Genomic DNA, 20,028 nt, shown 5'->3' with positions numbered 1-20,028 from the left:
CTCCTACTGCCTGCACCTTATCGTCAAAATCCCCAATACTAGGCATCCGCGGGGTTGTCCACGCTGCACTCGATGTCTACCCGCAGGCTTCCGGACCGATTTGAGTCCACATGCGGGCCAACCGCACGAATCGCCTGCCAGGTTTCCGGATCGACACGCCGCCGGGCGACCCCAGTTGTGGTCAATTCGACCGGAAAACGCACCTTGCGGTGCGGACCCACCCCATGTGTGGGGGCAATCGGTCCAAGGCGCAGCGAAACGGATGTCCCCGACCGGGCCGTATCCCCGATCAGCAACCAGATCGTCAGCAGCAGCCCGTCGCGTTGCGGCGGGGACAGCAGGCCGGCAAGGCCGGCGGGGTCGCTCAGCGCGACAACCGGACCGAGGAATTCACTCTCGGTGATGGCGTGGTGCAGCCAGGTTTCGGTGCGGCCCTCGATCAGGTGCAAACGCAGCTGGGTGGCCAGGGAAGCCGCCGTCGTAGCCGTCAACGGTGCGAGCGGAAGGGCGGTGCGGCCCTGGGCCACATCATCGAGCAGGGTCTCGGCGTCGAGGTCGAGCCGGGCCAGCTGCTCGGAGGCGAGCATACCGACCGCGAATCGCGGCTGGGACACCGTGCTCTGCACCAGCACGAGGTCGAGTTCGCGCTGCACCATGCGCCGGAACGCCTGCACGATGCTGGCACCGACGAGCGGCGGCGCCACGGCGAGGGCGATGGCGAGGATGTCCGGGCCGAGAGAGAACAGGTCGGTGCGCTTTTCGAACAGGGTCGCCGCGCTCATGGCCAGGCCGAGGGCAACGGTGGCGATGGCGATATCACCGGTCTCTCGCAGCGTCACGATCGACAGTAGAAAAGCGCCGACAGCGGGTGCCGCGGTGGGGAAGTCCGCCGCGCCGGCGGCCGCCCACGATCCGGCCAGGTCCAGTGCGACCACGACCGTACAGGCACCCAGGGCTGCGAGGAACAACCACAGCGGCAGGCGGGACGCCAGTTTGCGCACGGCGAGATTCACGGCCACGGCGGTCGCCAGCAGGATCACCCAGGCCAGAACGCTGAGCACCGGAATACGCCCCGGGTCGGACTGAATGAGCAGCCGCACGAGCAGGAACACCGCGATGCAGGCGCCGCTGATGCTCATGCCGATGCCGAGGTGGCGCGCGCCCAAACCGCTCTGGTCCGACCGAAAAACGATGATGCGGCCGTCGCCTCGCAGGATCGTGCGCGGAAACCGCAGCGGCAGCAGGTCGGCGCGGCTGCGCCGACCTGCTGATGCCGGCGGCCAGCTGCGTTCGGAGGGGCCGCCGAGCAGACGCAAACCGACACCGCGCGCCCGCGGCTGGGTGGCGGTGGGCGCGGTGTCGCTGAACTGGCTCACTTGGGAACCTCCAGGACAACTGTCGTTCCCGCGCCCGGCGAGGAGAACAGGCGAGCGTTGCCGCCAACGTCCCGCAACCGGGCGATGACGGATTCGGCAACGCCGAGTCGCTCAGAGCCGACCTGGCCGAGATCGAAGCCGACCCCGGTGTCGGTGACCATCGCGCGAACGGTGGTGTCGTCATCCGTTATGGTCACGTCGGCGTGGTTGACTCCGGAGTGACGGCGCACGTTTTCGAGGCATTCGGAGAGCGCCAGCAGGAAGGAATCGAGCACGGTGCTCTGCAGCTGCACCTGGCCGCTGCCGTGCCAGTTGACCGTGAGGCCCATGCGTTCAAACCGCTGGCGCACGGCGTCGAGGGTGTCGCCGAGGGTGAGCGCGGTCGCCGCTTCCAGGCTGTACACCCCGGAACGGCTCGGGGTTGGCAGGCCGCCGAGGCGCAACTGGCGCAGCAGCCGGGCGTCATCACCGGCCTGCTTCTGCAGGGCATTCGGGCTCACGCCGACGCCGGAGTGGGCGAGCAGGGTCAGGGTGGCGAGCACGGTGTCGTGCAGCAGGCGGGCGTCCTGGCGGCGCTGCGCTTCGAGCTCGCTCGCGTGCCGTTCGGCCCGGTGGGCGCGGCCGATCGCAGCGATACGGTGCATCACGCGCGGCACGCTCTGCGCGATCCACCAGGACGCGAGCGTGAAGGCCAGCCACATGCTCAGGGTCAGGGCCAACAATACCGTGCGGTCGGGTGCATCGACCGTGACCACGGCCACGCTCGAAATGGTGAGTATAAAGAAAAACACGAGCAGCAGCAGCCGGCGGAGGCTGGTCAGCAACACGGCCGCGACCGCGCACACCGGTGCGGTGGAGACCATGCCGATGACGCTTTCCTCGATCAGGTTCGGGGGAACGCCGGGATGGCTGGCAAAGCCGACGATCAGGATGATGGCCACACCGCTGAGCACGGTCAGCACTGCCCAGCGCAGTGCCCCGGTGCTGCCGAGCAGGTATTGGCCGGCAGCCAGAAAGAGCACGAGCACGACGGCCCACAGACGGGCGTCGGCCTCCAGACCACCCGGCACGAGCAGGCACGCGAGTGTCGTCGCCGAGCCGGTGAGCCCGGCCGCCTGCACCGCTCTTCGCAGGAGCCGGTCGCGCTCCTTGAGAATGCGTTGCATGGATGCCTGTCCGGTTGGAGTTGAACGTGTCTATCAGCACCATACCGGGCGCCACACGTACGCGATTGCCCTAGTGCAACACCCGCCGAATCTGGACACCGATTGCTGCGTTCTCAATGAGGAAACCATCGTGACCATATCCGGATTCCAACACCACCGCGGTGGGGCCGTCGATATTGTTGAGCAGGTGGGCTGCGATGGTGCGCTGACCGGCGACCGGAAACAGCCGGTCGCTGTCGATTCCGACGACAACCGAACGGGCGCTGACCCGGCCGAGGGCGGCGGCAACACCGCCCCGATCGCGACCGACGTCGTGGGAATTCATCGCCTCGACGAGCACGATGTAGCTGTTGGCGTCGAAACGCCGGGTGAACTTGTTGCCGTGAAAGTCCAGGTACGATTCCACGGCGAAGCGGCCGTTGGCGCCGAGCGGACTGATGCCGCTCTGCCAGCCGCGGTCGAAGCGGGCGTTCAGTTCGGCCGGGCTGCGGTAGTTGAGCAGGGCCATGCGACGAGCCAGGGCAAGCCCGCGGGTCGGGCCGTCGCCATCCGCTTCGTCGTAATAGTCGCCGGCACGAAAGGCCGGGTCGGTGCGGATGGCCTGGATCTGCACCGAGTTGAGGCCGATCTGGTCGGCGGTCGTGCGGGGCGGCGCGGCCAGGATGATGAGGCGGTCGACCCGGTCGGGGGTCTCGATCGCCCATTCGAGGGCGTGCATGCCGCCCATGGACCCGCCGACGACGGCCGCCCAGCGGTCGATTCCAAGCCGGTCGCTGAACACGCGCTGCGCCGTGACCTGATCCCGAATGGTCAGGTACGGAAAGCGGATGCCCCATTCCAGCCCGTCGGGCGCGAGCGAGGCCGGTCCGGTGCTGCCCTGGCAGCCGCCGAGCATGTTCGGTGCCACGACGAACCAGACATCGGTGTCGATGGCCAGTCCGGGGCCGACGATGCCGTCCCACCAGCCACCGGTTTCATGGCCGGGGCCGGGGGAACCGACCACGTGGCTGTCACCGGTGAGGGCGTGCAGCACGAGCACGGCGTTGTCGCCGGCCGGGCTGAGTAAGCCCCAAGTTTCATAGGCGAGGCGGCTCGCCGGCAGGCCGCCACCGGCTTCGAAGGTGAGCGGGCCAAGGTTCAGGAACTGGCGGTGGCCGACCGGGTCGCCGTCGCGCCAGGCACCGGTAGCCGGAGGCTTGCCGAGGACCGAGCGCGCCTGGGCTTCGGTGATGAAGCTCGACGGGACCGTGTCTGCTGATGATTGCCATTCCATACACGTCCATTCTGGCGGCGGAATGAACGGCCCGGGCGCATGTTACGTTGTGCGCCCGGGCGAAGGCCGGCTTTAGGCGTCGGCGCGGTCGCGTTTGACGACGGCGCGGGCGGCGGCAAGGCCGGCCTCGAGGTCGGCCTTGAGGTCGGCGACGTTCTCGATGCCAACCGAGAGGCGCACCAGACCAGGCGTGACGCCGGCGGTCAGTTGCTGCTCCGGGGTGAGCTGGGCGTGCGTGGTCGAGGCTGGGTGGATCACGAGGGAGCGTACGTCGCCGATGTTGGCGAGATGGCTGAACAGGCTCAGGTTGTCGACGAGGGCGCGGCCAGCCGCGACCCCGCCCTTGAGCTCGAAGGAGAGCACCGCGCCGACGCCGAGCGGCGCGTACTTGTTAGCGGCGGCGTACCACGGGCTCGACGGCAGTCCGGCGTAGTTGACCGAGGCGATGTCGTCGTGGTTGTCAAGCCACTCGGCGATGTCCTGGGCGTTCTGCACGTGGCGTTCGATGCGCAGGCTGAGCGTCTCGATGCCCTGGATGAGCTGCCAGGCGCTTGCCGGGGCGATGGCGCTTCCGAGGTCGCGCAGCAGCTGCACACGTGCCTTGATGACGTAGGCGATGCCGTCGCCCACGGCGGTGGTGTAGCTCGCGCCGTGGTAGGACGGGTCCGGTTCGGTCAGCCCGGGGAACTTCTCCACGTTCTTCGACCACTCGAACTTGCCACCGTCGACGAGCACGCCGCCGATGATGGTGCCGTGACCGCCGAGAAACTTAGTGGCCGAGTGCACGATGATGTCGGCACCATGCTCGAACGGGCGAATCAGGTACGGCGTGGCGATGGTGTTGTCGACGATGAGTGGGATGCCGGCGGCGTGGGCGACATCCGCTACAAGGGAGATGTCGAGCACGTTGATGCGCGGGTTGCCGATGGTCTCGGCGAAGAACAGCTTGGTGTTCGGACGTACCGCGCGCTCCCACTCGGCTGCGTCATCCTGGTCCTCGACGAAGGTGACCTCGATGCCGAGCTTGGCCAGGGTGTACTTGAACAGGTTGTAGGTGCCGCCGTAGATCGAGCTCGACGACACGATGTGGTCGCCGGCCTGCGCGATGTTCAACACCGCGAAAGTGGATGCCGACTGGCCGCTCGACAGCAGCAGTGCCGCGGTGCCGCCCTCGAGGGCGGCGACACGCTCTTCGACGACCGCCTGAGTGGGGTTCTGGATGCGGGTGTAGATGTTGCCGAACTCGGCCAGCGCGAACAGGTTCTGGGCGTGCTCGGAGCTGTTGAACACGTAGGAGGTGGTTTGGTAGATCGGAGTGGCCCGCGCATTGGTGACCGGGTCGGGATGAGCGCCGGAGTGAACCTGCTTGGTTTCAAACTTCCACGATGAAGAATTGTCGGTCACGATAGCCTCCGGCTCAAACAGCGCGGACTCTCCAGCGCTTTGGCCCGAGCTTAAGGAGGCCTGAATGGCCGTGCAACAGGCGGCGAAACACAACGTCATGTTGTGCGGATGGTCACCTATTATCGCGGCTCGGCACCACGATGGTATCGGTCGGCGTGGCCGCCGTTGACCGGAACAGCCACCGCGCCCGCGGCTCGACGATCGGCCGAAACACCCGTCGGACTACGGGGAGCGAGAGCGCGATCGAGATGGCTACGCTCAGTACGATCATGCCCGGCAGCACCCACCCCGGCTGCGGGCCGTCGAGCACACCGGTTTCGCGCAGCGGGTAGAGCACGAAAGTGTGCAGCAGGTAGATGTACATCGTCGCTGCGCCCAGGTCGGTAAACCAGGTCGTGCGCCGCGGAACCAGCATCAGGAATGCCACGATGAGCACGAAAGCGAGCAGCATGACCGCCAAGCGGATGCCGCCGGCCCAGAACTCGGAATAGTCGAAGACCCCGTAGGCCTCGTTGTACAGCAGGAAACGGCGCACCTGCAGGTCGCGCAGGGTCTCGATGTTCAGCGCAATGATCAGGTAGATCAGCGCGAACAGCCCGATTGCCCCTGCCCGCCAGCGCCAGATGATACCGGCGCGCAGCTCCAGCCAGGTGTCGGTCAGCAGCCACTGGCGCAGCTTCCAGCCGAACACGAAGAACGGCAACAGCCCGAGCGCGCGGGCCAGGGTGAAGGTTCCGTCGATATTCGGAAGGTAGCCGGCGCCGATGGAGATCATGATGCTGATCAGCAGGGGGTAGCGCAGCAGCACGAGGTAGGGCAGGGCGATGCGCCAGACCAGCAGGGCGAGCAGGAACCACAGGGTCCAGCTCGCGGTCGAGTAGTCGGGCACCAACTTCTCCGGCACGAGCTTGCCGCTGAGAAGCCAGCGCACGCCGGTCCAGATCGTCTCGAAGATGACATACGGAAGGATGATGTCGGTGAGCAGCCGGTGCATCTGCCGCGCGTCGGGCGGCCCGGACTTGGCAAAATAGCCGCTCACGGCCACGAAAACCGGCACGTGGAAGGCGTAGATGAACAGGTACAGCGTGTACGCGGCATCCGCTTCGGCGATGAGTTTGAGGATCGCGTGACCGATCACCATGAGGGTGATCGCGATCCAGCGCGCGTTGTCCCAGAGGGGTACGCGTCGCTTGTGCGTGTGAGTGGTGGTCATGCCCACTGAGTTCGTCGGTGCGGTGCTCATTGAATCCATTCTCCCGCCACAATGGAGAAATGAGTACTCGACGAGTGGTTGTGACCGGAGCAAGTTCAGGAATCGGACGGGCGAGCGTGCGCCTGTTCCGCGAGCACGGCTGGGACGTGGTGGGGGTCGCCCGGCGTGCCGATCGCCTGGCTGTGCTGCAGGCAGAAACGGGAGCGGATGTCTACACCGCCGATCTCACGGTGCAAGCAGATGTCGACGCGCTGCGCGACTACCTCGCTGAGACGGGTCCGGTGCACGCCCTCGTCAACAATGCCGGCGGTGCCAAGGGACTCGATACCGTCGAGGCCGGCAGCATTGAAGACTGGGCCTGGATGTTCGAGATCAACGTGCTCGCGGTCAAACGGGTCACCACGGCCATTCTGCCGCTGCTGCGCGCCGGCATCGACTCGGGTGCCGGGTCGGCGGACATCGTGACCGTCACGTCGATTGCGGGCCATGTCGCCTACCTCGGTGGTGGCGGGTACAACGCGGCGAAGTTTGCCGCGCACGCGATGACCGAGGTGTTGCGCCTCGAGCTCTCGGGCGAACCGATCCGGGTGATCGAGATCGCGCCGGGCATGGTCAAAACGGATGAGTTCGGCCTGGTTCGCTTCAACGGTGACGCCGACAAGGCGATCGCAGCGTACGATAACGTGCCCGATCCGTTGCTGGCGGAGGATATCGCCGAGACAATCGTGTCGAGCGTTGAGCGGCCGGCGCACGTGAACCTCGACCTGATCGTGATCAAGCCGGTCGCCCAGGCGGCTCCGACCCGAATCGCCCGCGGTGAGCTGAAGGTGCGCGAGTAGTCAAAGAAACACCAAAAACGGGCCGGACAGGAGTGAAATCCTGGCCGGCCCGTTCATTGCTATGCGGGTTAGTGCTCGACGGCTTTCTCGGCACCGTGTCCGGTGAGTGAGCGCACGGCCATTTCGGCGGCGAGCTTCGGGCTCTCCTTCGTGGTGCTGGTGACCGATCCGAGCCAGCCCAGGAAGAATCCGAGCGGGATCGAGACGATGCCCGGGTTGCTCAGTGGGAAGAACGCAAAGTCGACACCTTCGCCAAACATGGAGGTGGGCGTGCCCGAGAACACGGGCGAAAAGATGATCAGCAGTACAGCCGACGACAGTCCGCCGTACATGCTCCACACCGCGCCCCGCGTGGTGAAACGACGCCAGAACAGGGAGTAGAGAATGGTGGGCAGGTTGGCGCTCGCCGCGACGGCGAAGGCCAGTGCCACCAGGAAGGCGATGTTCTGCCCCTGCACGCCGATGCCACCGGCGATGGCCAAAACTCCGATGACGACAACGGTGCGACGGGCGACCTTGACCTCGTCGTCGGGGTTTCCCTTGCCTTTCTTGATGACCGAGCCGTAGATGTCGTGCGCGAAGCTCGTTGCCGCCGTGATCGTGATGCCGGCCACCACGGCCAGGATCGTCGCGAAGGCGATGGCCGAGATGAAGCCGAGCAGCAGCGGTCCGCCGAGAGCGAGCGCGAGTAGAGGGGCGGCCGAGTTCACGCCGCCGGGAGCGGCCTCGATCGTTTCTGCACCGACAAGCGACGCGGCACCGAAGCCGAGCACCAGGGTGAAGATGTAGAACGCGCCGATGAGCCAGATGGCCCAGACCACCGAGCGACGAGCTTCCTTCGCGGTCGGAACCGTGTAGAAACGCATCAGCACGTGCGGCAGGCCGGCGGTTCCGAGAACCAGGGCGAGGGCGAGCGAGACGAAGTCGAGCGGGTTGGCGCCGTACTTCAGACCCGGCGCGAGGATGTCGGTGCCGGCAGCGGAGACCGCAACCGCGCTGTCGAGCAGGCTCGACAGGCTGAAGCCGTTGATCGCGAGTACCCAGATGGTCATGGCGAACGCACCGATGATGAGTAGGAATGCCTTGACAATCTGCACCCAGGTGGTGCCCTTCATGCCTCCCACGAGTACGTAGACGATCATCAGTCCACCGACGACGGTGACCACGATGGACTGGCCGAGCTTGTCGTTGATGCCGAGGAGCAGTGAGACGAGTCCGCCGGCACCAGCCATCTGGGCGAGCAGGTAGAAGAAGCAGACGGCCAGTGTGGTCGTGGCTGCTGCCATGCGCACGGGGCCCTGCTTCAGCCGGAAGGAGAGCACATCGGCCATGGTGAACTTGGCCGTGTTGCGCATCAGCTCGGCGACCAGGAGCAGGGCCACGAGCCACGCAACGAGGAATCCGATGGAGTACATGAAACCGTCATAGCCGGTGACGGCGATCGCGCCGACGATACCGAGGAACGACGCCGCCGACAGGTAGTCGCCGGCAATGGCGAAGCCGTTCTGCGGCCCGGTGAAGGAGCGGCCGCCCGCGTAGTAGTCTGCGGCGGTCTTGTTGTTGCGCCCCGAACGGATCACGATGATCAGCGTCACCGCCACGAAGGCGAGGAAGATCGAGATGTTCAATACCGGGTTGTTCTCGACCGGCTTGACCGTTTCGGCCAGAATCTGCAAAGCGTTCATCGCTGTTCCATCCGCTCAAGTTCGCCGCGAAGTTCTTCGGTCAGGGGATCGATCTTGCGGTTGGCGAAGGTCACGTAGCTCATCGTGATGACGAAGGTGGTGACGAACTGCCCGAGGCCGAGAAGCAGACCGATATTGATGCTGCCGAAGACCGGCGTCGCCATGAAATCGCGCAGGTACGCTGCGGCGAGAACGTAGGCGATGTACCAAACCAGGAAGAAGATCGAGAGCGGCACCACGAAACGGTTGCGGGTCTTCTTCATGTGCAAGAACTGAGGCGTCTTCTCATACGCCTCGTAATCAATACGGGAGTTCGGTGGGGCGTCTTTCACTGCTTCACTCATGGGGCCTCCTTGCCTCAGGGACGAAAAATAGGGGTGTCAAGAAAAATTTGGGTGCGCGGTCGGGTAAGGCGTGGTCTCGACCGGGTTAAGAAACGGATGTTGACAGCGCCCGTTTCAGGTCGTCGAGAACGGTGGGGTCCTCGATGGTGGGGGGAACGGTATGTTCTTCTCCGTCGACGATCTGCCGAATGGTTTTGCGAAGAATCTTGCCCGACCGCGTTTTGGGCAGTCGGTCGAGTATTGTGACGTCGCGAAATGCTGCAACCGGGCCGACATGCTCCCGGACGAGGGCGACGAGTTCTGCGGCGAGAACGTTGCGGTCAACGTTGCTACCGGCTTTGAGGGTGACGAAACCAGCGGCACGCTGACCTTTGACCGGGTCGTGCACGCCGAGCACCGCACACTCGGCGACTGCCGGATGCAGCGTGAGGACCTCTTCGAGCGAGCCGGTCGACAAGCGGTGCCCGGCCACGTTGATGACGTCGTCGGTGCGGCCCATCACGAAGAGGTAGCCGTCGGCGTCGAAATGGCCGGAGTCTCCGGTGGCATAGTAGCCGGGAAACGCGGTGAGGTAGGAACTAGTGAATCGTTCCGTGCTGCCCCAGACCCCGAGCAGGGTTCCCGGTGGCAACGGAAGCCGAATAGCGATGTTGCCGTCCCTGTCGACCTTGTCGATCGGTTTGCCCCTGGAATCCAGGATGGCAATGTCATACCCGGGCACCGGAACGGTGGCCGAGCCCGGCTTGGTCGGCAACTCCTCGATGCCGAGCAAGTTGGCGCAGATGGCCCAACCGGTCTCGGTCTGCCACCAGTGGTCGACCACCGGGCAGTGGAGCCCGTCGTTGGCCCAGTGGAAGGTTTCGGGGTCGAGGCGTTCGCCGGCCAGGAACAGGCTGGTCAGGCTCGACACGTCGTGATTCTTCAGTTCGAGCAGGTCTGGGTCGACGCGGCGGATCGCGCGAATGGCGGTCGGCGCGGTGAACAGCACCTTGACCTTGTAGTCATCCACGACGCGCCAGAACGCGCCGGCATCCGGGGTTCCGATCGGCTTGCCCTCGTAAATGATCGTGGTCGCCCCGGCCAACAGCGGTGCGTAGACGATATAGGAGTGCCCGACCACCCAGCCGACGTCCGAGGCGGCCCAGTAAACGTCACCCGGCCCTACGTCGTAGACGTGGCGCATCGACCAGTTCAGCGCGACGGCGTGGCCGCCATTGTCACGGATGATGCCTTTGGGTTTGCCGGTCGTGCCGGAGGTGTAGAGGATGTACAGCGGGTCGTCGGAACGGAGGGCAACCGGGTCGGCGGGCGCGGCTTTGGCTTCTTCGTCGGCCCAGTCCAGCCAGACCGTGTCGGTGGAGCGGTCCTGGTAGTCGGCCGCTGACCCCGGAATACTGTCCCGATCGCGCACGATGACGGTGTGCACCGACCCCTGACTGAGGGTGATGGCCTTGTCGACGAGCGGCAGATACTCGACGGCTCGACCCGGTTCGAGCCCACCGGATGCCGTGACGATGACACTCGGTTGGGCGTCATCGATGCGCACGGCCAGCTCCGCGGCCGCGAAACCTCCGAATACGACCGAGTGCACCGCGCCGATGCGCGCGCAGGCGAGCATAGCGACGACGGCTTCGGGAATCATGGGCAGGTAGATGATGACGCGGTCGCCGGTGCCGACGCCGTTGGCTCGCAGTGCTCCGGCAAACTTGGCGACGCGCCCCAGCAGGTCGAGGTAGCTCAGCTGAACCCGGGTGCCGGTCATTGCAGAGTCGTAGATCAGCGCGGTCTGGGCGCCGCGGCCGGCGAGAACATGCCGGTCGAGGGCGTTGTAGCTCGTGTTGAGCCGCCCTCCCGGAAACCAGCTGCCGGTAGCCGGACCGGCCGGGTCCAGCGCCGACACGGGCGGGACGACCCAGTCAATGCCCTCGGCTGCTTCCAGCCAGAAGTCATCGGGCGACGAAATGCTGCGTCGCCAGGCCTCCCGATAGCCCCCACCTGATTCGCCGTTCATGTCTACCTTCTCCATCGAAGAGTCTCTGTATACAAAGAGTGGTTGAAGTATTGCATATAACCCGGCACCGTGGAATAGGATCGCTATTGTGTATACAGAAACCGCAATGTTGGGGTTAGACGTACCGCTCCGCGCCAGTGAGCGGGCGTACCGTCAACTGCGCGGGGAGATCCTCAACGGACTCCTCGCCCCGGGCGCCGCCCTGCTCGAAGTGGAACAGGCGGAGCGCATCGGCGTGTCCCGCACCCCGCTGCGGGAAGCGGTAGCCCGATTGATCGCCGACGGACTCGTCGTCGGCCGTCGTGGGCGCGGCTTCGAAGTGACCGACATCTCCGTTGACAGCATCTCCGAGCTGTACGAGTTGCGGCAGGCGCTCGAGGTACAGGCCAGTCGCCTGGCCGCGACTCGGCGTGATCCCGCACCTTTCCTAAAGCTGCGCGACGCTTTTCTTACCGCGCCGGATCTTCTGGACCAGGGCGACATCGGCGTGCACCGCTACTACGTGCTGATAGACGAGCTCGAGGACGCTGTCGATGCTGCCGTCGAGAACCCCTTTCTCGTCGGCGCCCTGCACGCCGTACGCACCCACCTGGCTCGGATCCGTCGGCTCGCCCGGAGGAATCCGCTGCGTCTGCGTGCCGCAGCGGGGGAGCACCTGTTGATCATCGATGCCATCATCGCCGGCGATCCGTTGCTGGCCGGCCATGCCACCCATATTCATCTTCACCAAAGCCTACTGAGCGTCCTTGCGGCGATCGATGCGGGCTCGGCGACTAGTCGATCAACGACTACGGCCGACTAACGAAGGGATCCACAGTGCAGCTTCACCACGTTCGAGTTCACAAGAGCGACGAGAATCTGGCCCGCGAGGACCAGCTGGCCTGGAAGATCGCCGAGGTCGCCGCCGACCCCGCCCTAGTCTCCGAGGAAGTGACCGAGATGGTCATCAACCGTGTGATCGACAACGCCTCCGTGGCCGCGGCGAGCCTGACCCGGCGCCCGGTGATCGCCGCACGATCCCAGGCGCTCGCGCACCCGCGATCCAACGGTGGCGACGGCGCGACCGTGTTTGGTCTCGCGCCGGCCCGCCGGGTGTCGCCGGAGTGGGCGGCCTGGGCCAACGGTGTTGCCGTGCGTGAACTCGACTACCACGACACCTTCCTTGCCGCGGAATACTCGCACCCCGGTGACAATATTCCGCCGATCACCGCCGTCGCCCAGCATCTCGCGGCGTCGCGCGGCCTGACCGGCAGCGCCCTGATTCGCGGCATCGCCACCGGCTATGAGATTCAGATCGATCTCGTGAAATCGATCAGCCTGCACGCCCACAAGATCGACCACGTCGCCCACCTCGGCCCGTCGGTCGCCGCCGGCATCGGAACCCTGCTCGGCCTCGACAAGGAGACCATCTTTCAGGCCGTCGGCCAGGCGCTGCACACCACGACCGCGACCCGCCAGTCGCGGAAGGGCGAAATCTCCAGCTGGAAGGCCCACGCCCCGGCGTTCGCCGGCAAGATGGCGGTCGAAGCCGTTGACCGGGCGCTGCGCGGCGAGACCAGCCCGACCCCGATCTACGAGGGCGAGGACGGCGTCATCGCCTGGCTGCTCGACGGGCCAGACGGTTCCTACGACGTGTCACTGCCGGCCGCCGGCAGCGTTAAGCGCGCCATCCTCGACAGCTATACCAAGGAGCACTCGGCCGAGTACCAGGCGCAGGCCTGGATCGACCTCGCGCGCAAGCTGCACAACGAACACCCTGAACTGCTGGTGGCCGGTGCAATCACGAGCATCGTCATCCACACCAGCCACCACACGCACTACGTGATCGGCTCGGGCGCCAACGACCCGCAGAAGTACGACCCCACCGCGAGTCGCGAAACCCTCGATCACTCCATTCCATACATCTTCACGGTGGCCCTGCAGGACGGTACGTGGAACCACGTCGACTCTTACAGCCCCGAGCGTGCCGGCCGCCCCGACACCATCGCCCTGTGGAATACCGTCACCACGACCGAAGATCAGGAGTGGACGCGTCGCTACCACTCCCTCGACCCGGCCGAGAAAGCCTTCGGTGGTCGCGTGGAAATCGAGCTGGCCAACGGAACCCGCCTGGTCGACGAGATCGCCGTGGCCGACGCGCATCCGCTTGGCGCTCGCCCGTTCGCCCGCGCCGAGTACATCAACAAGTTCCGCACCCTAGCCGCACCGGTGATGGAGGAGGCAGAGATCGAACGCTTCCTCGCCCTGGCCCAGCGCCTGCCGGAGCTCAGGCCCGCCGACCTCGGCGGCCTGACCATCGTGGCAAAGCCTGGACTGCTCGCGTCGATCGCTACCCCGAACGGCATCTTCTAATGCTGTACGCCGGCACGACCGCCGCCGCCAAGCGCATTGCCCTGCGGGCCGGCCTGTCGAGCGGCAAGATCCTGCGCTACCCGGGCGCGTTCAACCCGCTCTCGGCCAAGCTCATCGAGCAGAAGGGGTTCGAGGGGGTCTATATTTCAGGCGCCGTGCTCTCGGCCGACCTCGGCCTGCCCGATATCGGCTTGACCACCCTCACCGAGGTGGCCGGTCGGTCGCAGCAGATCGCCCGCATGACCAATCTGCCGGCGATCGTCGACGCCGACACCGGTTTCGGGGAGCCGATGAACGTCGCACGCACGATCCAGACCCTCGAGGATGCCGGCCTGGCGGGCATGCACATCGAGGACCAGGTCAACCCGAAACGCTGCGGCCACCTCGACGGCAAGCAGGTAGTGGATGCCGACACCGCGATCAAGCGCATCCGCGCGGCCGTCGACGCGCGCCGCGACTCTAACTTTCTCGTGATGGCGCGCACGGACATCCGTGCCGTTGACGGGCTGGACGCCGCTGTGACGCGCGCCAAGCAGTTGCAGGACGCCGGGGCCGACGCGATCTTCCCCGAGGCGATGGGCAGCCTGGCCGAGTTCGAGGCGATTCGGGCGGCCGTGTCGGTGCCGATCTTGGCGAACATGACCGAGTTCGGTAAGGGCGAGCTGTACACCGTGCATCAGCTCGAGAACGTGGGTATGAACCTGGTGATCTTTCCGGTGTCGCTGCTGCGCCTCGCGATGGGCTCGGCGGCACGCGGACTCGACGCGATCGAACAGCACGGTTCGCTCGCCACGATGCTGCCCGAGATGCAGCACCGGGCCGACCTGTACGAACTGCTCGATTATGAGTCGTACAGCCAGTTCGATTCGGGTATCTTCGACTTCACGTTGCACCCGCACATTTCGACGCCCAGTTCGACGCAGGTCTAAGGAGCACTATGTCTGACACCCAAACTGTGGAACCCCACGTGTATAAAGGTCTCACCGGCGTCGTCGTCGACACGACCGCGGTCTCCAAGGTCAACCCGGAGACCAACTCCCTGCTCTACCGGGGCTATCCGGTGCAGGAGCTCGCCGCGAAGAAGAGCTTCGAAGAGGTCGCCTACCTGCTCTGGCACGGCGAACTTCCCGATGACCAGCAGCTCGCCGACTTCGAAGCCCTCGAACGCTCATTGCGTCACCTCAGCCCGGTGATCAAGCGCATCATCGACGAGCTGCCGCTGACCGCCCACCCGATGGACGTCGTGCGCACCGCGGTGAGCGTTATCGGCGCGAGCGATCCGGAGGCCGAGAACCCCTCGGCGAAATCCGACCTCGCCAAGTCGATTCGCCTGTACGCCCAGCTGCCCGCGATCGTCTCCTACGACCAGCGTCGCCGTCACGGACTCGACCTGGTCGAACCGCGCGACGACCTCGGCTACTCCGCGAATTTTCTGCATATGGCCTTCGGCGAGGTGCCGGAGCTCGTCGTCGTCAACGCCTTCGACGTGTCGATGATCCTCTATGCAGAGCACTCCTTCAATGCGTCGACGTTTGCCGCTCGGGTCATCACCTCGACCCTGTCCGACCTGTATTCGGCGGTGACCGGCGCGGTCGGGGCGCTCAAGGGAGCCCTGCACGGCGGCGCCAATGAAGCCGTCATGCACACCTTCACCGAGATCGGCCTCGAAGCCGGCTCGGCCGCGCGGGCCGAGCCGTGGCTCGAGCAGGCGCTCGCCGACAAGCGCAAGATCATGGGCTTCGGCCACCGCGTGTACAAGAGCGGGGACTCGCGGGTACCGACGATGCGTGCCTCGCTCGTCACCCTGACGGAGCACTACCAGAAGCCGGAACTGCTCGAACTCTACGAGGCCCTCGAGACGGCGATGACCACGCGCAAGGCCATCCTGCCGAACCTCGACTACCCCTCGGGCCCGGCCTATCACCTGATGGGGTTCGACACCCTCACGTTCACGCCGATCTTCGTTGCGGCGCGCATCACCGGGTGGACCGCGCACATCATCGAGCAGAAGAAGAGCAACGCGCTCATTCGTCCGCTGTCGGCCTACAATGGCGTCGACCAGCGCCAGGTTCCATAGCGTTCTTTCCGTGCGAGCGGATGCCGCGCGGCCAGCTGCCTGCGCAGCATCCGTTTTGTGCCGTGTGGATCGTCGCTAGCATTGACGGATGACACTTGATGCCGAGGCTTTGCCCACACCATCCGTGACCGATCGCGAGATTCTGCAGTGGACCGACTTCGCCGCGGCGTCGCGCGAGTTGGCCGTACGCGTTCGGGCGAGCGATTTTCACCCTGATGTCGTGATCGCCATCGCCCGCGGTGGGCTGCTGCTGGCCGGCGCCGTGTCGTACGCGCTCGGCACCAAGAACTGCGGCTCCATCAACGTGGAGTTCTACACCGGCATCGACGAACGCCTGCCCGAGCCCGTTCTGTCGGCGCCGATGCTCGACGCCCCGGCCCTCGCCGGCAAGCGGGTGCTGCTCGTCGACGATGTCTCCGATTCCGGCCACACCCTCGCGCTGGTCATGCGCCTGCTCGGCGAGACCGCGATGGAGGTGCGCACCGCGACGCTCTACACCAAGCCGCGCACCGTGCACGTGCCCGATTTCACCTGGCGTGAAACCGACAAGTGGATCGTGTTTCCCTGGTCGGCGCTGCCGCCGGTGCCGGGCTCGCCAGAGAACATCGCGCCCGAGGCGCTCGCCGATCTGCCTGCCGACGTGACGGCTGAGGTTGCAGCGTGAGCGTGCACCTCGTCGGCGGTGGGGGAGACCTCGCACACGACATTCCGGTCTTCGCGAGCTTCCGGTCCGAGGTGACCGCTCATGCCGGCCAGGCCGGCCGCGATGAACCGATCGTGTCGATCATCACCGTCGGCCCGGGCAGTGCGCACGCCGAAGAGCTCGCCACATCGCTCGGCGCCGGCGTGCAGACCCGCCGCACCGTGCTCGCGCCCGGCGACACGGCCGCCCTGACCGCTTTGGGCGCGGTCGACGGCATCATCATCGGTGGCGGAGTGACGCCCGACTACCTTGCCGCCCTGCTTTCGATCGCCGGTGAGATTCGCCGCCAGGTCTCGGCTGGCGTGCCCTACCTCGGCTTCTCGGCCGGGGCCATGATCGCGGCCGAACGCGCCCTGATCGGCGGTTGGCGCATCGGCGGCGTCGAGGTCACGCCCGAGCACGTCTCTGAGGGGCTCGACGAGATCACCCTCGCCCAAGGCATCGGCCTGCTCGATGTGACGGTTGACGTGCACGCCGCCCAGTCCGGCAGCCTGTCCCGGCTGATCGCCGCGACCGAGGCCGGCCTTGTCGACGGCGGCCTGGCCATCGACGAGAACACCGTGCTCGTGGTCGGCGAGGGTGCACTGCGCGTGCTCGGCGCCGGCAGCGTCTGGCGGGTCAGCCAGGCCGATGGCGGCGTGCTCGTGAGCACCATCGGCGCCTGACCTGCCCGTGACAGCCACTGAACGGATGCCGCCGCACGCGCTATCGCGTGGTGTTGCGTGCCGCCGCCCCGGCATATTTCGGTTGGTGACTGCGTGAACCTCGATGCCCTCGCCGCCAGTGGCGAGATCGATCAGGGCTGGGCCGCCGCACTCGCCCCGGTGGCCAGTGACCTGGCCAGGGTCGGCGAGTTCCTGGCCATCGAACGGGCGGCCGGGCACACAGTGTTGCCCGCGCCGGAGCACCTGTTGCGCGCGTTTCGCCAGCCGTTCGACGCCGTGCGGGTGCTCATCGTCGGACAGGATCCCTACCCGACCCCGGGGCATCCGATCGGCCTGGCCTTCGCGGTCAACGCCGACGTGCGGCCGCTGCCGCGCAGCCTCGGCAACATCTACACCGAATTGGGCGTCGACCTCGCACTGCTGCGCCCCGAGCACGGCGACCTCTCGGCCTGGTCCGAGCAGGGCGTGCTGCTGCTCAACCGGGTGCTCAGCGTGCGCGCTGGCGCGCCCGGATCGCATCGACGGCACGGCTGGGAAGCCGTGACCGACCAGGCGATTCGTGCGCTGGTGCAGCGGCAGCATCCGCTCGTGGCGATTCTCTGGGGCAAGGACGCCGGCGCGCTGAAGCCCCTGCTCGGCGACACACCCGTGCTTGAGTCGGCGCACCCGAGCCCGCTCTCGGCCCGCCGCGGATTCTTCGGATCGGCGCCGTTCAGCCGGGCCAACCGGCTGCTGACCGAGCAGGGGGCTGCGCCGGTTGACTGGGCGCTTCCGGTAATCTGGAATCAACCAGAAAGGGGAGTGCCCGGTGCTTGAGGAAGAATACGAGCCTCGTCGTCGGCTGCCCCGCCACCTACGGCCGGAGATCGCGGCCGAGGCGCCGTTCGAATACGAGATGCGCGAGGTGCGGGCAACCGACCTGCCGCACATTCGCGAGATCTACAACTACTACGTTGCCAACAGCACCGTAACTTTTGACGAAGATGCTATGACGCTCACCGAGTGGCGCGACAAGTTCTATTACCTGAATAAGCAGGGCATGCCCTTCATCGTGGCCGTGTCGCCGGCCGGTCAGATTCTCGGCTATGCCTTGGTCAGCCCGTGGAAGCAGAAGAAGGCTTACCGATTTACGGTGGAGAATTCGATCTATCTCGGCGCCGCGTCGACCGGCAAGGGACTCGGGCGTGAGCTGCTCGCCGAGCTGATCAAACGGTCCAAAACGGCCGGCCTGAAGGAGATCATCGCCGTCATCGCCGACCAGGGAGCGGATGCCTCGATCAAGCTGCACCGCGACTTCGGGTTTGAGGAGATCGGCCGCATGGGCAAGGTCGGGTTCAAGTTCGAGCGTTGGCTCGGCACCATTCTGCTCCAAAAAAGCCTCAAGTAACCACGCGAGAGCGCAAAAAGTGCCCGTTTGACACCGTCAAACGGGCACTTTTTGCGCTCTCGCGCTCATCGGGGGGTGTTTAGGCGGCCTACGGCGTTCAACACGGCCCGGCGGGGAAAGATGCTCGCGAACCGGGCTAGCAGTGCGTTGCGGGCGCCGACCAGAACGACGGAGGGCGTCACCGACCGGTCGAGCGCAGCGAAGGACGCCCGCATGACCTCCTCGACCGTGAGCGGCGTGCCCTTCTTGCCGCCGCTGGTCTGGGCGACCTCGAAAAACTCGGTATCAACCGGGCCCGGGCAGATCGCCGTCACCTTGAGGCCGCTCGCCCGGGTTTCGTAGCTCACCGCTTCGGTGTAGCTGAGCACATAGGCCTTCGTCGCGCCGTAGACCGCCATGCGCGGCACCGGCTGGAACGCCGCCGTGCTCGCGAGGTTCACGAGCGCCGCGGTGTGCGGCTGCAGTGACGCGGTCTCGACCAGGTCGGGCAGAAAGGCGTGGGTCAGCGCGGTCAAAGCATGCACGTTGAGGGCAACCTGCTCCCGTTCCCGCTCCTCGTCGGAGTCAAGCACGGTACCGAACGTCGCAAAGCCCGCGTTGTTCACGAGGGTGCCGATGGTGATCGCCCGCTCGCGCAGGTCGCTGACCAGCTCGAGAACGGCATCCGCTTTGCTGAGGTCGAGGGGGATGACGGTCGAGACCGTTCCGTATTTCTCAGCCAGGTCCACCGCGAGGGCTTCGAGGCGGGCCTGCCGGCGGGCGACGAGCACGAGATCCGCGCCGCGCTGGGCGAGCTCGTGGGCGTACCCGACCCCGAGTCCGCTCGACGCACCGGTGATGAGCGCGGTGGTGCCGATGGGATTGTACAAAGCACTGGCCATGGCTCGAGGCTAGCCTCCCAGGGCCGGCATCACCAGAGGTGGCCGGTGGCCTGGCCCGGTCGAACTAGGCTCGGGATATGGCTGATCCACACGAACTGACTGCCCTGGAACAATGGCAGGCCCTGCAGAACCGCGAGATCAGCCCGATCGAGCTCGCGGATCACTACCTCGCCCGCATCGAGAAATTCAACCCGGCACTGGGCGCTTTCGTGACCGTGACCGCCGATGCCGCCCGCGCCCGGGCCCGCTCTGTTGAAGAGCGGATGCCGCGTACCGCGCCGCTCTGGGGCCTCCCGTTCGCCGACAAAGACCTGCACCTGCGCGCCGGGGTCCGCGCCGGGTTCGGGTCGCGCCTGTTCACCGACTACGTGCCCAATGAGTCGGACGACCTCGTGCAGGCCCTCGACGATGCCGGGGGAGTCAGCCTCGGCAAAACCAACACCCCCGAATTCGGGCTCGCCTCCTACACCGAAAGCCACGCCTCGCCGCCCGCTCGTACTCCGTGGAACCTCGCGCTCGGGGCCGGCGGATCGAGCGGCGGCGCCGCAGCGGCGGTCGCCGCCCGGCTCCTGCCGTTCGCGCCGGGCTCTGACGGCGGGGGGTCCATCCGCATTCCCGCGGCCGCCTGCGGGCTCGTCGGGCTCAAGCCCAG

At 66.2% G+C, this 20,028-nt stretch carries 19 protein-coding genes; 10 read left to right on the top strand and 9 right to left on the bottom strand.

Annotation, left to right across the window (positions count from 1 at the left end; translation table 11 throughout):
• Window positions 1-38: 38 nt before the first annotated feature.
• The 5 genes from E3T47_RS13570 to E3T47_RS13550 form a co-directional block, all read right to left on the bottom strand.
• Window positions 39-1,376, bottom strand: a complete 1,338-nt coding sequence (locus E3T47_RS13570; protein WP_134556590.1) for a hypothetical protein — start codon at window positions 1,374-1,376, stop codon at window positions 39-41.
• Window positions 1,373-2,542, bottom strand: coding sequence for a sensor histidine kinase (locus E3T47_RS13565; RefSeq protein ID WP_134556589.1), 1,170 nt, complete (start codon window positions 2,540-2,542; stop codon window positions 1,373-1,375). The genes E3T47_RS13570 and E3T47_RS13565 overlap by 4 nt, the downstream gene beginning before the upstream one ends.
• Before the next feature lie 70 nt (window positions 2,543-2,612).
• Window positions 2,613-3,815, bottom strand: coding sequence for a homoserine O-acetyltransferase MetX (gene metX / locus E3T47_RS13560; protein WP_134556588.1), 1,203 nt, complete (start codon window positions 3,813-3,815; stop codon window positions 2,613-2,615).
• A 72-nt stretch (window positions 3,816-3,887) separates the two neighbouring features.
• Window positions 3,888-5,219 (bottom strand): bifunctional o-acetylhomoserine/o-acetylserine sulfhydrylase, encoded by a 1,332-nt coding sequence (locus E3T47_RS13555; protein ID WP_241982274.1) that lies wholly within the window; start codon window positions 5,217-5,219, stop codon window positions 3,888-3,890.
• 112 nt (window positions 5,220-5,331) lie between these two features.
• Complete coding sequence (locus E3T47_RS13550; RefSeq protein ID WP_241982273.1) at window positions 5,332-6,462, bottom strand: acyltransferase family protein; 1,131 nt, start codon at window positions 6,460-6,462, stop codon at window positions 5,332-5,334.
• Between the two features lie 29 nt (window positions 6,463-6,491).
• On the opposite strand from E3T47_RS13550, the gene E3T47_RS13545 reads away from it, so the two are divergent.
• Complete coding sequence (locus E3T47_RS13545; RefSeq protein ID WP_174844682.1) at window positions 6,492-7,271, top strand: SDR family NAD(P)-dependent oxidoreductase; 780 nt, start codon at window positions 6,492-6,494, stop codon at window positions 7,269-7,271.
• A 68-nt stretch (window positions 7,272-7,339) separates the two neighbouring features.
• Here the strand turns inward: E3T47_RS13545 and E3T47_RS13540 are convergent, their stop codons facing one another.
• The 3 genes from E3T47_RS13540 to E3T47_RS13530 all read right to left on the bottom strand — a co-directional run bounded on the left by E3T47_RS13540 (window position 7,340) and on the right by E3T47_RS13530 (window position 11,311).
• On the bottom strand, window positions 7,340-8,956 hold the full coding sequence (locus tag E3T47_RS13540) for a solute symporter family protein (RefSeq protein WP_134556586.1): 1,617 nt from the start codon (window positions 8,954-8,956) through the stop codon (window positions 7,340-7,342).
• Window positions 8,953-9,300: a DUF485 domain-containing protein gene (locus E3T47_RS13535; RefSeq protein ID WP_134556585.1), complete on the bottom strand. Its 348-nt coding sequence runs from the start codon at window positions 9,298-9,300 to the stop codon at window positions 8,953-8,955. The genes E3T47_RS13540 and E3T47_RS13535 overlap by 4 nt, the downstream gene beginning before the upstream one ends.
• Window positions 9,301-9,385: 85 nt before the next feature.
• Entirely contained in the window at window positions 9,386-11,311 is a 1,926-nt protein-coding gene (locus tag E3T47_RS13530) for an AMP-binding protein (RefSeq protein ID WP_134556584.1), read from the bottom strand.
• A gap of 106 nt (window positions 11,312-11,417) precedes the next feature.
• Between E3T47_RS13530 and E3T47_RS13525 the strand changes: the two genes are divergently transcribed.
• The 8 genes from E3T47_RS13525 (at window position 11,418) to E3T47_RS13490 (ending at window position 18,495) form a co-directional block, all read left to right on the top strand.
• Complete coding sequence (locus E3T47_RS13525) at window positions 11,418-12,113, top strand: GntR family transcriptional regulator (protein ID WP_134556583.1); 696 nt, start codon at window positions 11,418-11,420, stop codon at window positions 12,111-12,113.
• 14 nt (window positions 12,114-12,127) lie between these two features.
• Window positions 12,128-13,663 carry an MmgE/PrpD family protein gene (locus tag E3T47_RS13520; RefSeq protein ID WP_134556582.1) on the top strand — a complete coding sequence of 512 codons (1,536 nt, stop codon included), beginning with the start codon at window positions 12,128-12,130 and terminating at the stop codon, window positions 13,661-13,663.
• Window positions 13,663-14,592 (top strand): methylisocitrate lyase, encoded by a 930-nt coding sequence (gene prpB, locus E3T47_RS13515; RefSeq protein ID WP_134556581.1) that lies wholly within the window; start codon window positions 13,663-13,665, stop codon window positions 14,590-14,592. Before E3T47_RS13520 ends, prpB begins: the two co-directional genes overlap by 1 nt.
• A gap of 8 nt (window positions 14,593-14,600) precedes the next feature.
• The gene (locus E3T47_RS13510) at window positions 14,601-15,740 is read left to right on the top strand and encodes a bifunctional 2-methylcitrate synthase/citrate synthase (RefSeq protein ID WP_134556580.1); all 1,140 of its coding nucleotides are present in this window, start codon (window positions 14,601-14,603) and stop codon (window positions 15,738-15,740) included.
• A gap of 88 nt (window positions 15,741-15,828) precedes the next feature.
• On the top strand, window positions 15,829-16,404 hold the full coding sequence (locus tag E3T47_RS13505; protein ID WP_134556579.1) for a phosphoribosyltransferase: 576 nt from the start codon (window positions 15,829-15,831) through the stop codon (window positions 16,402-16,404).
• Window positions 16,401-17,108, top strand: coding sequence for a Type 1 glutamine amidotransferase-like domain-containing protein (locus E3T47_RS13500; protein ID WP_134556578.1), 708 nt, complete (start codon window positions 16,401-16,403; stop codon window positions 17,106-17,108). The genes E3T47_RS13505 and E3T47_RS13500 overlap by 4 nt, the downstream gene beginning before the upstream one ends.
• Before the next feature lie 93 nt (window positions 17,109-17,201).
• Entirely contained in the window at window positions 17,202-17,924 is a 723-nt protein-coding gene (locus E3T47_RS13495) for a uracil-DNA glycosylase (protein ID WP_134556577.1), read from the top strand.
• Window positions 17,917-18,495 (top strand): GNAT family N-acetyltransferase, encoded by a 579-nt coding sequence (locus tag E3T47_RS13490; protein WP_174844681.1) that lies wholly within the window; start codon window positions 17,917-17,919, stop codon window positions 18,493-18,495. The genes E3T47_RS13495 and E3T47_RS13490 overlap by 8 nt, the downstream gene beginning before the upstream one ends.
• A 65-nt stretch (window positions 18,496-18,560) precedes the next feature.
• On the opposite strand, the gene E3T47_RS13485 is transcribed toward E3T47_RS13490, so the two are convergent.
• Window positions 18,561-19,376: an SDR family NAD(P)-dependent oxidoreductase gene (locus tag E3T47_RS13485; protein WP_134556576.1), complete on the bottom strand. Its 816-nt coding sequence runs from the start codon at window positions 19,374-19,376 to the stop codon at window positions 18,561-18,563.
• 77 nt (window positions 19,377-19,453) lie between these two features.
• Here E3T47_RS13485 and E3T47_RS13480 point away from each other — a divergent pair.
• Window positions 19,454-20,028: amidase family protein (locus E3T47_RS13480; protein ID WP_134556575.1), on the top strand; the 575-nt coding region annotated here is incomplete at its 3' end.

This window comes from Cryobacterium ruanii, assembly GCF_004404055.1.
GTDB lineage: Bacteria > Actinomycetota > Actinomycetes > Actinomycetales > Microbacteriaceae > Cryobacterium > Cryobacterium ruanii.
The sequence above is the reverse complement of the archived record's forward strand: the minus strand, read 5'-3'. Positions and strand labels throughout refer to the sequence as shown.